26 protein-coding genes are annotated in these 13,572 nt (G+C 71.8%); 11 read left to right on the top strand and 15 right to left on the bottom strand.

The features are described from left to right. Positions 1–10: 10 nt before the first annotated feature. Positions 11–148, top strand: a complete 138-nt coding sequence (locus tag VNM44_RS17185; protein WP_414652973.1) for a hypothetical protein — start codon at positions 11–13, stop codon at positions 146–148. Between the two features lie 4 nt (positions 149–152). After that, entirely contained in the window at positions 153–545 is a 393-nt protein-coding gene (locus tag VNM44_RS11755) for a hypothetical protein (RefSeq protein WP_325626071.1), read from the top strand. A gap of 25 nt (positions 546–570) precedes the next feature. Here VNM44_RS11755 and VNM44_RS11760 read toward each other — a convergent pair whose 3' ends face one another. Beyond that, positions 571–804 (bottom strand): hypothetical protein, encoded by a 234-nt coding sequence (locus VNM44_RS11760; protein WP_325626072.1) that lies wholly within the window; start codon positions 802–804, stop codon positions 571–573. A gap of 182 nt (positions 805–986) precedes the next feature. On the opposite strand from VNM44_RS11760, the gene VNM44_RS11765 reads away from it, so the two are divergent. Genes VNM44_RS11765 through VNM44_RS11780 form a run of 4 tightly spaced genes read left to right on the top strand, consistent with a single transcriptional unit; the run spans position 987 to position 2,867 of the window. Continuing rightward, positions 987–1,379: a hypothetical protein gene (locus tag VNM44_RS11765; protein ID WP_325626073.1), complete on the top strand. Its 393-nt coding sequence runs from the start codon at positions 987–989 to the stop codon at positions 1,377–1,379. Further along, the gene (locus VNM44_RS11770) at positions 1,379–1,777 is read left to right on the top strand and encodes a phage holin family protein (protein WP_325626074.1); all 399 of its coding nucleotides are present in this window, start codon (positions 1,379–1,381) and stop codon (positions 1,775–1,777) included. Before VNM44_RS11765 ends, VNM44_RS11770 begins: the two co-directional genes overlap by 1 nt. After that, complete coding sequence (locus VNM44_RS11775) at positions 1,753–2,313, top strand: DUF3618 domain-containing protein (protein WP_325626075.1); 561 nt, start codon at positions 1,753–1,755, stop codon at positions 2,311–2,313. The genes VNM44_RS11770 and VNM44_RS11775 overlap by 25 nt, the downstream gene beginning before the upstream one ends. A 53-nt stretch (positions 2,314–2,366) precedes the next feature. Then, positions 2,367–2,867, top strand: a complete 501-nt coding sequence (locus tag VNM44_RS11780; protein WP_325626076.1) for a ferritin-like domain-containing protein — start codon at positions 2,367–2,369, stop codon at positions 2,865–2,867. Positions 2,868–2,928: 61 nt separating this feature from the next. Here the strand turns inward: VNM44_RS11780 and VNM44_RS11785 are convergent, their stop codons facing one another. Continuing rightward, positions 2,929–3,912 carry a YihY/virulence factor BrkB family protein gene (locus VNM44_RS11785; protein WP_325626077.1) on the bottom strand — a complete coding sequence of 328 codons (984 nt, stop codon included), beginning with the start codon at positions 3,910–3,912 and terminating at the stop codon, positions 2,929–2,931. A 1-nt stretch (position 3,913) separates the two neighbouring features. Further along, positions 3,914–4,108 carry a hypothetical protein gene (locus tag VNM44_RS11790; protein WP_325626078.1) on the bottom strand — a complete coding sequence of 65 codons (195 nt, stop codon included), beginning with the start codon at positions 4,106–4,108 and terminating at the stop codon, positions 3,914–3,916. Positions 4,109–4,265: 157 nt separating this feature from the next. Here VNM44_RS11790 and VNM44_RS11795 point away from each other — a divergent pair, with 157 nt between their 5' ends. Then, positions 4,266–4,433 (top strand): hypothetical protein, encoded by a 168-nt coding sequence (locus VNM44_RS11795; protein ID WP_325626079.1) that lies wholly within the window; start codon positions 4,266–4,268, stop codon positions 4,431–4,433. 185 nt (positions 4,434–4,618) lie between these two features. Here the strand turns inward: VNM44_RS11795 and VNM44_RS11800 are convergent, their stop codons facing one another. Continuing rightward, a complete protein-coding gene (locus VNM44_RS11800) occupies positions 4,619–6,274 on the bottom strand; it encodes a helix-hairpin-helix domain-containing protein (RefSeq protein WP_325626080.1) in 1,656 nt (551 codons plus the stop codon). Positions 6,275–6,334: 60 nt separating this feature from the next. Here VNM44_RS11800 and VNM44_RS11805 point away from each other — a divergent pair, with 60 nt between their 5' ends. Both VNM44_RS11805 and VNM44_RS11810 read left to right on the top strand, forming a co-directional pair. Beyond that, the gene (locus tag VNM44_RS11805; protein WP_325626081.1) at positions 6,335–6,706 is read left to right on the top strand and encodes a hypothetical protein; all 372 of its coding nucleotides are present in this window, start codon (positions 6,335–6,337) and stop codon (positions 6,704–6,706) included. After that, a complete protein-coding gene (locus VNM44_RS11810; protein WP_325626082.1) occupies positions 6,703–7,161 on the top strand; it encodes a BON domain-containing protein in 459 nt (152 codons plus the stop codon). Before VNM44_RS11805 ends, VNM44_RS11810 begins: the two co-directional genes overlap by 4 nt. A 23-nt stretch (positions 7,162–7,184) precedes the next feature. Here the strand turns inward: VNM44_RS11810 and VNM44_RS11815 are convergent, their stop codons facing one another. The 7 genes from VNM44_RS11815 to VNM44_RS11845 all read right to left on the bottom strand — a co-directional run bounded on the left by VNM44_RS11815 (position 7,185) and on the right by VNM44_RS11845 (position 10,500). Next, on the bottom strand, positions 7,185–7,601 hold the full coding sequence (locus tag VNM44_RS11815) for an ATP-binding protein (protein ID WP_325626083.1): 417 nt from the start codon (positions 7,599–7,601) through the stop codon (positions 7,185–7,187). Continuing rightward, on the bottom strand, positions 7,598–8,362 hold the full coding sequence (locus VNM44_RS11820; protein WP_325626084.1) for a SigB/SigF/SigG family RNA polymerase sigma factor: 765 nt from the start codon (positions 8,360–8,362) through the stop codon (positions 7,598–7,600). The genes VNM44_RS11815 and VNM44_RS11820 overlap by 4 nt, the downstream gene beginning before the upstream one ends. Beyond that, positions 8,359–8,673, bottom strand: a complete 315-nt coding sequence (locus VNM44_RS11825) for a hypothetical protein (RefSeq protein ID WP_325626085.1) — start codon at positions 8,671–8,673, stop codon at positions 8,359–8,361. Before VNM44_RS11825 ends, VNM44_RS11820 begins: the two co-directional genes overlap by 4 nt. Before the next feature lie 68 nt (positions 8,674–8,741). Further along, complete coding sequence (locus tag VNM44_RS11830) at positions 8,742–9,053, bottom strand: STAS domain-containing protein (RefSeq protein WP_325626086.1); 312 nt, start codon at positions 9,051–9,053, stop codon at positions 8,742–8,744. Positions 9,054–9,213: 160 nt separating this feature from the next. Beyond that, complete coding sequence (locus VNM44_RS11835; protein ID WP_325626087.1) at positions 9,214–9,552, bottom strand: hypothetical protein; 339 nt, start codon at positions 9,550–9,552, stop codon at positions 9,214–9,216. Between the two features lie 110 nt (positions 9,553–9,662). Then, a complete protein-coding gene (locus VNM44_RS11840) occupies positions 9,663–9,821 on the bottom strand; it encodes a hypothetical protein (RefSeq protein WP_325626088.1) in 159 nt (52 codons plus the stop codon). Positions 9,822–9,855: 34 nt separating this feature from the next. Beyond that, positions 9,856–10,500 (bottom strand): UdgX family uracil-DNA binding protein, encoded by a 645-nt coding sequence (locus VNM44_RS11845; protein ID WP_325626089.1) that lies wholly within the window; start codon positions 10,498–10,500, stop codon positions 9,856–9,858. A gap of 79 nt (positions 10,501–10,579) precedes the next feature. Here VNM44_RS11845 and VNM44_RS11850 point away from each other — a divergent pair, with 79 nt between their 5' ends. Then, positions 10,580–11,518, top strand: coding sequence for a cation diffusion facilitator family transporter (locus VNM44_RS11850; RefSeq protein WP_325626090.1), 939 nt, complete (start codon positions 10,580–10,582; stop codon positions 11,516–11,518). On the opposite strand, the gene VNM44_RS11855 is transcribed toward VNM44_RS11850, so the two are convergent. Further along, positions 11,466–11,933, bottom strand: coding sequence for a MarR family winged helix-turn-helix transcriptional regulator (locus tag VNM44_RS11855; protein ID WP_325626091.1), 468 nt, complete (start codon positions 11,931–11,933; stop codon positions 11,466–11,468). The two genes, VNM44_RS11850 and VNM44_RS11855, sit on opposite strands and share 53 nt — an antisense overlap. A 10-nt stretch (positions 11,934–11,943) precedes the next feature. Here VNM44_RS11855 and VNM44_RS11860 point away from each other — a divergent pair, with 10 nt between their 5' ends. Beyond that, positions 11,944–12,084: a hypothetical protein gene (locus VNM44_RS11860; protein ID WP_325626092.1), complete on the top strand. Its 141-nt coding sequence runs from the start codon at positions 11,944–11,946 to the stop codon at positions 12,082–12,084. Between the two features lie 25 nt (positions 12,085–12,109). Here VNM44_RS11860 and VNM44_RS11865 read toward each other — a convergent pair whose 3' ends face one another. From VNM44_RS11865 to VNM44_RS11875, 3 genes are all read right to left on the bottom strand, one after another. Next, on the bottom strand, positions 12,110–12,550 hold the full coding sequence (locus tag VNM44_RS11865) for a DUF421 domain-containing protein (RefSeq protein WP_325626093.1): 441 nt from the start codon (positions 12,548–12,550) through the stop codon (positions 12,110–12,112). 9 nt (positions 12,551–12,559) lie between these two features. Continuing rightward, on the bottom strand, positions 12,560–13,090 hold the full coding sequence (locus VNM44_RS11870) for a hypothetical protein (protein WP_325626094.1): 531 nt from the start codon (positions 13,088–13,090) through the stop codon (positions 12,560–12,562). Between the two features lie 136 nt (positions 13,091–13,226). Next, positions 13,227–13,572, bottom strand: a 346-nt coding sequence (locus tag VNM44_RS11875; RefSeq protein WP_325626095.1) for an ABC transporter permease, incomplete at its 5' end; no start/stop codon positions are given.

A 13,572-nucleotide genomic window follows, 5' to 3' on the forward strand; every position in this document is an offset into this window, starting at 1 on the left:
CGTCGGTGCCGTGCGACGGGTCCGCGAGGTGGGCGGCGAGCTGAGGATCGTCCTCCCCGAGACTGCCGCTCGGCGGATCTTCGAGATCACGGGTCTCGACGAGGTGCTCGACGTCCACCCGACGCGCGCAGCGGCGCTCGAGGGCTGAGCGCGTGAGCCTCGCCCGGTTGACCGCGGGCGCTCACGCCGCCTACCTGACGGTGAGCGGCGTGTGGCCGCTCGTCGACCGTACGAGCTTCGAGCGCGTGACGGGACGCAAGCAGGAGTTCTGGCTCGTCCGCACCGTCGGAGGTCTTGCCGCCGCGATCGGCCTCTCCCTGGGCCTCGCCGCGCTCCGGGGCACGAAGCAACCGGAGACCGTCGCGCTCGCGCTCTCGAGCGGGCTCGCCTTCGGCGTCGCGGACGTCCGGGCCTCGCGGACGGAGTCGCGGATCTACCTCGCCGACCTCGCACTCCAGGCGCTGTTCACGGCCGCGTGGCTGCGCCCCTGGTCGACCCGGGCGGACCTCAGCTCGCCGCGAGGACCTGTGGCGACGCGTCCTTGAGCTTCGTGCGCAGCCCCTTCCACCGTCAATCGGCCTCCTCGAGCCCCTGCTCGGCGCTCGCGACGAGCTCGGCGTCCCGCTCGGCATTGGCCGCCTGACCCAGTATCACGCAGGCGATCTCGGCGGCGTGCGCCGTGACGTACGTCTCGCGCAGGTCGTGGAGGAGCAGCAGCGCAACGGGGACACCGACGATCCGCCCCCCGCTGACGGTGGTGTCCGGGCCGCAGCCGTTCGAGGAGAGCACGCGGGCCGACTGCATCGGGGAGCGGCCGCAAACGAGCCGCCGCAGCCCGCGGGTTTGTGCACGGGCACTTCGGGGGACTCTCCGGCATCACGAAACCGCAGGAAGGAGCCGCCATGGCGACAGAGGTCACGCGACGAACGACGGAGGGGGAGGGGATGCCTCCGTCTGGCGAGTTGGCATCGAGAGCGAAGGAGGAGATGGGGACGAAGGCGCACGAGCTCGGCGGCGAGGCGCAGGCACGCATCCGCGAGCAGCTCGATACCCGTTCGACGCAGGCCGGAGAGCAACTGGTCTCGGTGGGGGACGCGCTGCAGCGGAGCTCGGAGCAGCTCCGCGGCGAAGGGAAGGACACCCCGGCGAAGCTCGTCGAAGGCGTCTCGCGCCGAGCGGACGACCTCGGCCGCTACCTGCGCACCTCGGACGCGAACCAGATTCTCGACGACGCGGAGGGCATCGCGCGTCGCAACCCGTGGCTGACCGCGCTCGCGGGCGCGGCGGCGGGCTTCGCGGCCTCCCGCTTCCTCAAGGCGTCGAGCGGCCGCCGCTACGACCGCCGCCCGCTGACGGGGGCCGGCACGAGGAGCGTGTGATGGCGGCCGTCGAGACGAACGGGCGCTCGACCGGGGAGCTCGTCAAGGATCTCTCGAACCAGGTGAGCCTGCTGGCCCGCCAGGAGATCGAGCTGGCGAAGGCGGAGATGGCCGAGAAGGGCCGCAGGGCGGGCCTCGGTCTCGGCCTCGTGGCGGCGGCCGGTGTGTCCGCTTTGCTCGCCCTCGGCACGCTCACGGCGTGCGTGGTGCTGGCGCTGGACGGCGCGATGCCGGCATGGCTCGCCGCGCTGATCGTGGCGCTCGCCTGGAGTGTCGTCGCCGCGGTTCTCGCCTCGGTCGGGAAACAGAAGATGGAGCAGGCGGGCACGCCCGTTCCCGAGCAGACGGTCGAGTCCGTCAAGGAGGACATCAAATGGCTCAAAGATCAGACGAGATAAGGCGCGACATCGAGCGCACGCGCGGCGAGCTCGGCGAGACCGTCGACGCGCTCTCCGCCAAGGCCGACGTCCCGGGTCGCGCCAAGGGCTGGCTCGCGGACAAGAAGGACGCGGTGACCGGGAAGGTCTCCGATGCCACGTCGGCCGTCTCCGACGCAGTGCCCGACCGCGGCGACGTCACCCGGCCGGCCGGCCGCCTGCGGCGGAGCGCCGAGCGGAATCCCATCGGCCTGGCGATCGGAGGTGCGGCCGCAGGGTTCCTGGCCGGGCTCCTCGCGCCGTCCACGAGGATGGAGGACGAGCGGCTCGGCCCGATGGCCGACGACGTCAAGGAGGCGGCGATGGAGACGGGCCGCGAGGCGATGGAGCGCGGCAAGCAGGTCGCCCAGGACGCCGGGCAGACGGCGCTCGAGACCGCGAAGGAGCGCGCGGGCGAGGAGGGGGACGAGCTGAGCTCGACGCTCCGCGGCAAGGCCCGTGACGTAGCCGGGAGCGCCGACGCGCAGACGGAGGTCGCCTCGATCACACCCCGATGAGAAGGCCGGCCGGGCGCTCGCCCGGCCGCGACAACGAGAGAAAGGGAGTCACCGTGTCACAGATCACGACCCCGCGCGAGCTCTTCCTCCACGAGCTCGGCGACATCATGTACGTGGAGAACGCCCTTGCCAACGAAGTGCTGCCGAAGCTCATCTCCGAGGTCACCGACGAGGAGTTCCGCGGAGCTCTGGAGCAGCATCTCGAGCAGACGAAGGGGCACCTGAAGAACGTCGAGCAGGTGTTCGAGGAGCTCGGCGAGACTCCGCAGCCTGAGGAGTGCATCGGCTTCGAAGGACTGAAGTCCGAGCACGACAAGCTGCTCGAAGAGACGTCTCCGGACCTCGTCGACTCCGTCGACCTCGGGGCGGCGGCGCGCACCGAGAACTACGAGATCGCGGCGTACGAGGGCCTTCGCCGGATGGCGAAGGCGATGGGGGAGGACAGGGCCGTCGAGCTCCTCGACAAGAACCTCGCCGAGGAGAAGGAGGCACTGCGCATCGTCGAGAAGATCTCGACCCGCGTCGCGAACGAGAGCGCGAAGGCCTACGCCTGAGCGAGCGCGAACCGGCCGGGCCGCGTGGACGCCCGCGGCCCGGCCTTCCTCCCACTCCGGCTCAATCGGATCGACGCGGCGGGGACGCAGCATCTGGCGACCGGCCCGGCCGTTCGCGCAGCTCGCGGCTCCGCTCGGCCTCGGCGTTCAGCTCGCCGCCGAAGAGAAGCGCCAGCCCGCCGAGCCAGAGCCACGTCATGGTCACGATCACCGCTCCGAGCGTCCCCCAGGTCTTGTCATACGACCCGAACCAGGCCGTATAGAGGGAGAACGCCCCCGAGACGAGGAGCCAGACGACCACGGCCACGACCGAGCCCGGCGTGACGATCTGCCAGCGCGGATGGTCGACGTCCGGGCCGAGGTACAGCACGAGCGCGAACGCGACGAGGAAGGCGACGACGAGGATCGGCCACTGGCCGATCCACCACGCGAACGCCACGGCCGTCGGCTGGCCGAGCGCCCCGCCGAGCCACGCCTCGAGGTGCGGGCCCATGACGAGCAGCGTCCCGGCGAGGAGCACGGCGGCGCCGACGGCGACCCCGAGTCCGAGCGCGGTCATCCGCGCTCGGACGAACCCCCGTCGGTCGTCCCGGTCATAGGCGACGTTGAGCGCGGTGATCACGGTGCTCATGGCGCTGCTCACGGACCACAGCGCGAGCACCAGGCCCACGATGGTGAGGAGGATTCCGGCGGACGGCCGCTCGCTCAGGCGCTGGAGGCTCTCGCCGAACAGCTTCGCGACGTCCTGCGGCGCGATCGCCGTGAGCCGGTCGACGATCTCGGTGATCGTGCTCTGGTCGGCGACGAGCGTGAAGACACCGAGCACGAGCAGGAGTACCGACGGAATCGCGAAGAACGCGCTGTAGGCGAGCGCCGACGCCATCATCGGCAGGTTGTCGTCGAGCGACTCCTTGCCGGCGCGCACGACGACTGCGCGCCAGTCGGCGAAGGAGAGGTCACGGAGCCCCGGGTCCGCGCGCTTTGGCTCGTTGAGCTCGGGAAACGGGCCCGACGGCGTATCGCCGCGCTGCGCGGGAGACGCCACGTCAGCCGGGCGGCTCCTCGCCGTCGTCGGCGTCCGGGTAATCCGTCTCGAGCGGGTGCTCGTCCTCTCCGCCGGGGCCGGGGTTCGGCGTCCCGGGCGGTGGCTGCGGGCTCGGCGCAGGGTCGGGGCTCGGCGCGGGCTCGGGGACGTCCGGGGGCGGTGTGTCGGGCCGTTCTGGTGTCTGCGACTGGCTCACGGAGCTCTCCTTCGCCGGGTAATCGTCGGGGAGACGGGTACCCGGCCGGTCGGCTTTCCAACCGCCTCGCTTGGTTGCGATCGCCGGTTTCGGGGTAGGACGACGGCGCAGCGTCGACTCGGAGCGCTGCGCGAAGCGATCGAGAAGGAGCACGAGCATGGCGGACGGAACGGCAGGGCGCGGCGCTGCGGGGATCGGCCTCGGCGGGATCCTCGTGATCATCGGGATCATCGTCGCGATCGTCTGGAGCCTCTGGCTGGGCATCGTCATCGCCCTGATCGGCCTGGTCGCGTTCGGCGGCTTCGCGCGCGGCCGCTGGTACTGAGCTGCCGGTGACGGCCGGCCGCCGGGTCAGTGCGCGCTGTTCCCGGCGGCCTCAGCCTGTGCGAGGTCCTCCTCGCACAGCGCGCGCACGTCGGGGCGCGCGCGTATCGCGTCGCGGCTCGAACCGCGGCTCTCCATGTACGGCGTCGGCAGCCAGCGTCGGCCCGGGAAGAGCAAAGCGAGGAGTCAGCGACGCGCTCGCGCGAGGACGGCCTCCAGCGGACGGGTGTTGACGACGTCAGCCGCGGTCGCCCACCCACGGCGGGCGGTCGCGACGGCGAGGCGCATGTTTCCGAGGCCGCGAACCGAGTGCGCGTCGGTCGAGGCGACGATCGGCACGCCTGCAGAGACTGCGCGCCGCACCTCGGCGCCGCGCAGGTCGAGGCGGTCGGGCAGCCCGTTCGTCTCCACGGCGACGCCCGTCTCGAGGGCGACCTCGAGAACGGCGTCGAGGTCGAGGGCGTTCGGCCGCCGATGATTGACGATCCGGCCCTTCGGATGACTCAGACAGGAGGCCGCCGGATGCCGCATCGCCTCGACGACGCGCTTCGTGAGGCGGTCGCGCGGCTCGCGCTGGCCCGCGTGGAGGCTGACCTGTACCCACTCGAGCTCGGCGAGCACGTCGTCGGGGAGGTCGAGCGAGCCGTCGGGCAGGATGTCGACCTCGATGCCGCGCAGGATCCGGAACGGCGCCAGCTCGTCGTTCGCGACCGCGATCTCCTCGCCCTGGCGGCGGACGTCGTCCGCGTCGAGGCCCGGGACCACGCGGACGTTGCGCGTGTGGTCGCACACGGCGACATAGTCGTAGCCGAGGTCGCGCGCCGCCCGTCCCAGCTCGAGCACCGACGCGCGTCCGTCCGACCAGGTCGTGTGACAGTGGAGGTCGCCGCGGATGTCGTCGAGCTCGACGAGCACCGGCGGCGTGCCCGAGAACGGCTCCTCCCGCAGCTCCGGCGGGCACCACGGGATGCCGAGCGCCTCGTACACCGCCTCCTCCGAAGCCGCGACGGGAAGCAGCCCGAGGGCGTCGACGTAGGCTGTGGCTCCCGTTGCACGGACGAGCTCCGTGCCGAGGGCGGCGGGCTCGGGGACGAGCAGCTCGACCGACGTTCCCTCGACGCTCACGCCGACGGCACGGCGGGCGCCGCGCTCGACGAGCGCGACGACCGACGGCAGGCGTCCGAACGCCTCGACCACCGCGTCCGGGTCCTCCGCCGCGACGACGACGCGGAGCTGGAAGCACTCGTCGGCCCACCTGCGCGGGTCGCCTGCCATCGTCCCGCCGATCGCGTCCGCGATGTCGCCCACGAGCGCCCTCGCGCGGTCGACCGTCACGGCGCGACGCTGCTCGTCCGGTCCTCGGTCGAGGTTCGTCCGAAGCCGCGCCTCGGTCTTCGGGCCGATGCCCGGAACGGCGCGGAGCCGTCCCTCGCGCGCCGCGGCGCGGAACGCGTCGGCCGTTCTCACGCCGAGCGCCTCGGAGATGGCGAGCATCCGCTTCGCACCGACGCCGAGGTAGCGCCCGAGCGCGACGAGCTCCGGCTGCACCGTGCGCTCGAGCTCGTCGAGCTCGGCGAGCCTCCCGGTCTCCGCGAGCTCGCGGAGACGCGCGGCGATCCCCGGTCCGATCCCGCGCAGCTCGTCGACCCGTCCGGCGAGCGCGAGCTCGGCCACCGAGACGCGCGTCTCGCGCACGGTCTGGGAGGCGCGCCGAAATGCGCGCAACGCGTACGGGCTCGAGCCCGCCAGCTCGAGCAGCGTGGCGAAAGCCTCGAGGCGCTCGGCGAGAGCGGCATTGTCGAGCGTGCCGCGCCCCGGCTCGTCTCGCGTCCCGCGCGACACGCCGACAGCCTGCCACGGCGTCGGTGTTTCGCGAGCGGAGCGGCGCGGTAGAGGAGTCCCATGTCCGAGGCAACCCAGGGCGGCGACCGCCACGCGTGGCAGAGCGAGTACGAGGGGCTTGCCGAGGACCTCCGGACGGAGCCGGCCGACGCGCTTCCCGAGCTGCTCGACCTCGTCGAGCGGATGCTGGGCGCGGCGGGCTACCAGGAAAACGTCCCAGGCGCGCAGGACGAGCCGGAAGTCGTTGTCGTCCTCGAGCGTGCGCGGGAGCTCGTCGAGGGGCGCGAGACGGGGGCCGCCGTCGGCAACGACGACGCGTTCCAGGCCGCGAGCGAGCTGCGCAGCCTCTACGAGCGGCTGCTCGACGCGCCGGAGGCCGAGGCGGGCGCCGACCTGCGGTATCGGAACGGCGATCTGCGAGGCAGTCGATGACGAGGCTGCGATGGCTCGCGCTCGGAGCGCTCGGCATGTTCTTCTTCGACCCGCGGGGCGGTAGGAGACGGCGGAACGTCCTGCGCGACCGCGTCGCCGCGGTTCCGAGACGACTGAGGCGTCGCCTCGCGCGCAAGGCGGGCCTCGTGCGCGCCCGCGCGGGCGCGCTGACCGCGAAGGCGACGCACCTCCGTGAGCGTCGCAAGGACTGGAGCGACGAGACGCTCGCCGACAAGATCCGGAGCGAGGTCTTCCGCGACCCGACGCTGCCGAAGGGCGCCGTCAACCTCAACGTGGAGGATGGCCGGGTCGTCCTCCGCGGCGAGGTCGCGGAGCCTGCGCTCGTCGAGGAGCTCGAGCGCCGCGTGCGGGACGTTGTCGGCGTCCGCGAGGTCGAGAACCTGCTCCATCCTCCGGGCTCCGAGGCACCGGAGCACGTCGCCCGCTCGCGCTGAGGTCGCGGTCGCCGACTCGGCTCTCAGGCTGTCGCGAGGCGCTTGCGCATCCTGACGACGGTGCCGCGCCCGCCGTCGCCGCCCCGGATCTCGAGGTCGTCGACGAGCGCCTGGATGATGGCGAGGCCCATGCCGCTCTCGGCGAGCTCGTCGCGCTCCAGCTCCGCGGCGGGCAGCGTTCCGATGCCGGGGCCGGCGTCCTCGACCCGGATCTCGATCGTCTCGTCCTCGAGGCCGAAGTCCACGAGCACGACGCCGTGCTCCGAGGGCTTCGCGTGGCGGACGGCGTTGCCGCAGGCCTCCGTGACGGCGAGCTTCAGATCGGCCAGGGTCGACTCGTCGATCGGCGTCCCGCGCGCGATGCCGGCCAGCGCGAGCCGTGCGAGGATCAGGTACTCCGTTCTCGCCGGGATCACGAGACTGACGACGTCGCGACTCACGGCAGCTCCTCCTTCATCGCCTCTTCCAGTCGACCGCGCATGACGTGGAGTGCCCGTCGTAGCAGGCGCGAAACGTGCATCTGCGAGATGCCGATCCGTGCTGCGATCTCGGATTGCGTGAGGCCCTCGAAGAAGCGCAGCTCGACGATCCGCCGTTCCCGCTCGTCGAGGGCCTGGAGACCCGCTTCGACGAGCACACTGTCCTCGACCTCGGCGAAGCCCGTGTCCTCGACGCCGAGCACGTCCTGCATCGTCTCGTCGTCCGCGTCGCGGCCGAGCGGTTGCGAGAGCGAGCGGGTCGAATACGCGTCGGAGCTCTGCAACGCCTCGACGACCTCGTCCTCGGTTGCGCCGGTCACCTCGGCCAGCTCGGCGATCGTCGGCGCGCGCCCGAGCTCCGCCGTCTTGCTCTCGACCGCGCGCGTGAGGCGGACGCTCAGCTCCTTCATCCGGCGCGGCACGTGGAGCGCCCAGGCGCGATCGCGGAAGTGGCGCTGGATCTCACCGACGATCGTCGGGACGGCATAGGTCGTGAACTGCACCTCGCGGCTCGTGTCGAAGCGCTCGATCGAGAGGAGGAGGCCGATCGACGCGACCTGGATCAGGTCCTCCTGCGGCTCACCGCGCCCGGCGTAGCGGGCGGCGAGGCTCCGGACGAGCGGCATGTACCGCTCGACGAGCCGGTCGCGGGCCTGTTCGTCGCCCGCGTGGTACGCGTCGATCAGCGCCGCGAAGTCGATGTCGGGCGTCGCGGGAGTCACGTCGTCTCCGGGCGGTAGGTGGCGGAGACCACGAGCTCGATCAGGGCGGCGGCGTCGCCGTCGGCATGCTCCTCCACGCTCTCGACGAGTGGCGTGAGCACCCGCCGCAGCCCGGGATCGTCGAGCTGACCCGGCTGGAACGAGCCCAAGCGCACGCAGAGGCCGGACGGCGTCGCCTCGGCCTCGAGCCGGAGCGTGTCGCCCACGGTCTCCTGCATGAGCAGGCTCTCAACCGCGAGGAGCAGGTCGTCGACCCGGTCGATCGGAAGCTCGAACCGGGCGGCGACGCCGCCGAGGACGAGCCGCGGCACGCTGCGGAACCGCTCGCCGGCCGGAAATTCGACGGTCGTTCGGGCTGGGCCCGGCGGATTTGGGATGGTCACGCGCTGCCGCGTCCGACGGCCCGCGCGGCCTCGAGGTCGGTATGGAGCGAGAACACGCGATCGAGGAGCGTGATCTCGAAGATGCGGCGGATGTGCGGGTCGCTGCAGACGATGGCGACCTTGCCCCCCGAGGGACGGAGCCGCTTCACCGCGCCGAGCAGCACGCCGAGCGTCATCGAGTCGATGAAGGTCGCCTCGGAGAGGTCGACGACCAGACCTGTCGCCCCGCCGTCGAGCGCCGCAGTGATCGCGTTCCGTAGCTCGGGCGCCGTGTGCAGGTCTGCCTGGCCATGGACCGCGATGACCACGACGGGCTCCCCCCCGTCAATGGTCTCGACGTCGAAATCAGTCGATTCGATCTCGCTCATCCCGTCCCATGGCGGCCTACCGCGCAGGTGTACCCCCCACTGCGTGGCGCGAAACCTAGTCGATTCCCTGCCGGTGGACGAGCGCCCGCCCTTCCGGCGGTCACGAGCGACCGACTGCCCGGGCGAGCTGCGCCTTGGTCATCTTCGAGCGCCCCTCGATGTTCTTGTCCTTCGCCTCCTCGTACAGCTGGTCGCGTGTCCGTCCCCTCGGTCCCTTGCGGTGCGAACGGAGGCCGCCGCGGCGGCCGGATGAGATGTCCTCGCGCGAGAGGCGCGAGGACTCCTTCGCCTCGCCGTGCCGCGCGCGCTCCTTGTTCACCGTGCGGGCCGCGATCTCCTCGGCCTTGCTCTCGGACGTGCCGCGGTCTTCGAGCGAGTCCTTGATGTGCTCGTACTGCCGGGCCCGCTTGCTGCCCTTCTTCACTCCGCGTGGGGGCATCGCGTGCTCCTTTCCAATGTCGATGGGTAACCGCACCGGTACCCGGGCGTGACGTCGCGAAACACCGTGCGGGGCCGACCGCGTCGCGCGGCCGACCCCGCGTTGCCTCCCTAGCGGCGGTCCTCGACCAGCTCGTCGTCGTCGTCGCGGTCGAGGGCGTCCTCGACGTCGTCCTTGATGTCGCGGGCCTTGTCCTTTGCCTCACCCCACGTCTCCTGGAGCTTGCCCTCCTGCTGCTTCTTCTCCCCTTCGATGCGATCGCTGTCCACGTCTCTCCTCCTCGCGGTGGGTTGTCCGCTACCCCTACCCGCGCGCCGCGGTCGCGACACTTCGAGAGCGCAACTCGTCGAGCGTCGTCTTCAGGAGCGCGAGATCGTGTGCGAGCTCGGCGCGCCGCTCGTGCCGTCGGTCGCCGGCGCGCAGGACGGCCGAGGGATGCAGCGTCACGATCACCGGCTGCTCGAGCTCGGGCGTGTCGAGGACCCGGCCCCGCAATGCGGTCACCTTGGCGCCGCGGCCGAGCAGCGCATGCGTGGCCGTCGCCCCGAGGCAGACGACGAGGTCGGGAGCGACCTCGGCGAGCTCGAGCCTGAGCCAGACATCGCACGCCCGGATCTCCGTCCAGTTCGGCGTGTCGTGGATCCGGCGGGTCCCCTTCGGCCGCCACTTGAAGTGCTTCACGGCGTTCGTCAGGTAGAGGTCGCGCTCGTCGAGCCCGACTTCCTCGAGCACCCGTCGCAGGAGGAGCCCCGCCGGCCCCACGAACGGCCGCCCCTCCTCGTCCTCGACATCACCCGGCTGCTCGCCGACGAGCACCGCCCGTGCGCGCGTCGTCCCCTCCCCGAAGACGACCTGCGTCGCGTTCTCCCAGAGGTCGCAGCGCCGGCAGCCCGCTGCGTCGTGCCGGGCCTCGGCGAGTGCCGCCGCCGGTCGTCGGCTGCGTGACACGCAGGATTCGTAGCCGACGCGTTCCCCCCGCAAACCCGGTCCCGCGTTTCGGCGGCCTGTGGTGCGGCTATCACGCGCCGTGGACCGCGAGAACCGACGGACCGTCGTCTTCGCGTTCGTCGCGAACCTGGTGATCGCGGCCGCCAAGCTCGCCGGCGGGTTGACGACCGGCTCGAGCGCGCTCCTCGCGGAGGCGGCGCACTCGCTGGCGGACTGCCTCAACCAGGTCTTCCTGCTCGTGTCGCTGTCCCTCGGTAGGCGCCGGCCGGACGAGACCCATCCGTTCGGGCACGGGAAGGAGCGCTTCTTCTGGGCGTTGCTGGCCGCGATCATGGTCTTCGTCGGCGGTGCGATCTTCTCGATCGCGCAGGGCGTGGTGGTCGTCGCGCGGGGCGGTGACGAGCATTCCTTCCGGGCGGCCTACGTCGTCCTCGGCATTGCGCTGGTGGCCGAGGGGATTGCGCTCGGGCGGGCCGTCCGTCAGGTGCGGCGCCAGGCGCGCGCCGCGGGCAAGCCGGTCGCCGCGTACGTCCGGGCGAGCCGCGACCCGACGGTGAAGGTCGTGCTCGCCGAGGACTCGGCGTCGGTCGCCGGCGTCTTCGTCGCGCTCGCCGGCATCGGGCTCTCCCAGGCGACCGGGAACCCGGTGTGGGACGGCGTGGCGTCGATCGGGATCGGCCTGATCCTGACGCTCGTCGCCTACGCGATCGGACGTGACGCGAAGCGGCTCTTGATCGGCGAGGCGGCGACCGGGGAGGACCGCGCCGCGATCGAGCGAGCCCTGCTCGACCATCCAGCCGTGCTCGCCGTTCCGGAGCTCTTGACGATGCACGTCGGGCCCGACGACATCCTCGTCGCCGCGCGACTCGAGCTCGACGACGAGCTGTCCACGCCGTCGGTCGAGCGGGTGATGGACGAGCTGCAGCGCGACGTCCACCAGGCGGTTGCCGCCGTCCGGCAGATCTTCATCGATCCGACGCCCGCCCACGCGCACGCGACGGCGACGCTGGGCCGCTGACGCGAGGAAACGCAGCGTCGAGGTCGCCGATCGCGAGGCCGAGGCGGTCGCGCTCGCGGTCGAGCGCTGCGAGCGCGCGCTCGAGCCGTCGCGCGCCTTCGCGCGTCGTCCGCACGAGGACGACCCGTGCGTCGTCGCGCGCCACCACGCGCTCCACCAGCCCTTCCGCCTGCGCGCGGTCGGCAAGCTCGGTGACGGTGCTCTGCGCGAGCAGGAGCTCACGCGAGAGCGTCCCGATCGACGCCGAGCCCGCATGCCTCCCTTCGAGCGCGAGCAGGAGCAGATGCTGGCGCGGCGTCAGGCCGCTCCGCCGCACGACCTGGTCTGACGTCCGCTCGAATCGCTGAAGCGCGATGCGGAACTCCGCGACGCGACCGACGCGGTCGTCGGCGGAGATGTTTGGCGGCTCGGTCAAGGGGACATGGGTGAGGGAGATGATCGTCTTCCTCGCCCTCGCCGTCTGGCTCGGCGCCCGCGCGCTCTCCGACGCGGAGCGCCGCCAGTCGCTCCTCGACCGCGGCAGCGATCCTCGCACGGCCGCCCGGGCGGTCAGGTACGGGCGATGAGCGGCTCCGAGGTAGGTGAACGACCTCACCCACGCGGGATGATGCTGATTTGCCCGCTCGGCTCGATGATCGCCCACTCGACGTCCTCGAGCGAGGCAACCTGCTGCAGCCGGGCGGCCTCGGCGACCTCCTCGAGCGTGAGCCGCTCCGCGCGCATGTTGTGCTCGATCGGCTTGCCGTGCTCGACCACCACGAGCGGCGCGGCCTCGAGGACCTTGCGCATCGCCTTGAAGCGGTAGCTGAGCCACGATGTCGCCACCGCGAGGACAGTGAAGGTGCCGACGGCGAGGACGAGCCCGGTGAACGACATGTCGCTCTGCGTCACGCCCTGCTGGACCAGGTCGCCGATCACCACGAGGAGGATCAGATCGAACGGTTCGAGCGTCGACAGCTCGCGACGTCCGGTCACCCGGAGGAGCAGGAAGACGAGCACGAACGCGGCGGCGGCGCGCAGAACGATGTCCATCGCACGCTCCTAGGGGAAGACGTTGACCGAATGGTCGATCGACGCGATCGTGCGCTCGCCGTCGCGGAGCTCGACGCTCTGATCGCGACGGCCGGCGGTCGTCGGGTTGGTCTGCTGGTAGAGGTAGACGGTGAACGACCGTCCCGGACCGAGCGGATCGAACTCGAGGAAGACGCTGCCGTCGCGGCTCCAGCTCCGGGTCGGCTGCGGCTCGATGCTGTTGACGCTCATCGCGTCCCACCAGCCGGGTGCAAGGACGAGCGTCGGACGGAGGAGCCGCTGGCGGGCGTCGATCTGGAACTTGCCCTGGTAGAGAAGACCGCTGCGCAGCGCCCCGGGTGCGGAGAGGCGCAGCGCCGCGGCGTCGGAGCGCGCGACGAGCACGACGTGGCGCTGCCCGAAGACGTTCGCGAGCGCGAGGACCGCGAGGATCGTGAGTACGGCCAGCAACGTCCACCGAGCGCCGCGCTCGATGAGGTGGTCGGCGTCGCGGTGGGCTTCGAGCGAGATGCAGTCCGGCGGTCGGGCTGCGGCGCTCATCCCGGCGTCATTCCCGCCACGAGCCCCGGGCAAACGAGGAGGGCAGCCGCCGGGCGCCCTCCGACGATGATGGAGCTGCTGGGGCGGGGTTACCGCGCGCGCCGAGCCGGAAACCTCGCGGCGCACCGCAGGCGGGTCAGGGGGTTCGGCGCCGCAGCGTCGCGGCGCCGAGCACGAGCGCGAGCGCCGTCGTGCCGACGATCACGGCGACGTCCAGCGCGAGCCGCCAGTCGTACGACGTCTCGAGCGCGACGCGCTCGAGCGCGTCGTAGGCGTACGTCAGCGGCAGCGCATACGGGACGAGCTCGAGCAGTCTGGCCATCTCCTCCCGCGGGACGAAAAGGCCGCAGAGGAGCAGCTGGGGGAGCACGAACGCGGGCATGAACTGGACGGCCTGGAACTCCGTCCGTGCGAACGCGCTCGAGAAGAGGCCGAGGGTGCTTCCGAGGACGGCGTTCCCGACGGCGAGCGTGGCGATCAGC

The sequence above is a fragment of the Gaiella sp. genome (assembly GCF_035558935.1).
In the GTDB taxonomy this organism is placed as follows: Bacteria; Actinomycetota; Thermoleophilia; order Gaiellales; family Gaiellaceae; genus Gaiella.

Bases quoted from the DNA above. Each gene is read 5' to 3' on its own strand.
- VNM44_RS11760 (WP_325626072.1), bottom strand. From the start codon at position 804: ATGCAGTCGGCCCGCGTGCTCTCCTCGAACGGCTGCGGCCCGGACACC.
- VNM44_RS11765 (WP_325626073.1), top strand. From the start codon at position 987: ATGGGGACGAAGGCGCACGAGCTCGGCGGCGAGGCGCAGGCACGCATC.
- VNM44_RS11770 (WP_325626074.1), top strand. From the start codon at position 1,379: ATGGCGGCCGTCGAGACGAACGGGCGCTCGACCGGGGAGCTCGTCAAG.
- VNM44_RS11775 (WP_325626075.1), top strand. From the start codon at position 1,753: ATGGCTCAAAGATCAGACGAGATAAGGCGCGACATCGAGCGCACGCGC.
- VNM44_RS11795 (WP_325626079.1), top strand. From the start codon at position 4,266: ATGGCGGACGGAACGGCAGGGCGCGGCGCTGCGGGGATCGGCCTCGGC.
- VNM44_RS11805 (WP_325626081.1), top strand. From the start codon at position 6,335: ATGTCCGAGGCAACCCAGGGCGGCGACCGCCACGCGTGGCAGAGCGAG.
- VNM44_RS11810 (WP_325626082.1), top strand. From the start codon at position 6,703: ATGACGAGGCTGCGATGGCTCGCGCTCGGAGCGCTCGGCATGTTCTTC.
- VNM44_RS11835 (WP_325626087.1), bottom strand. From the start codon at position 9,552: ATGCCCCCACGCGGAGTGAAGAAGGGCAGCAAGCGGGCCCGGCAGTAC.
- VNM44_RS11865 (WP_325626093.1), bottom strand. From the start codon at position 12,550: ATGGACATCGTTCTGCGCGCCGCCGCCGCGTTCGTGCTCGTCTTCCTG.
- VNM44_RS11870 (WP_325626094.1), bottom strand. From the start codon at position 13,090: ATGAGCGCCGCAGCCCGACCGCCGGACTGCATCTCGCTCGAAGCCCAC.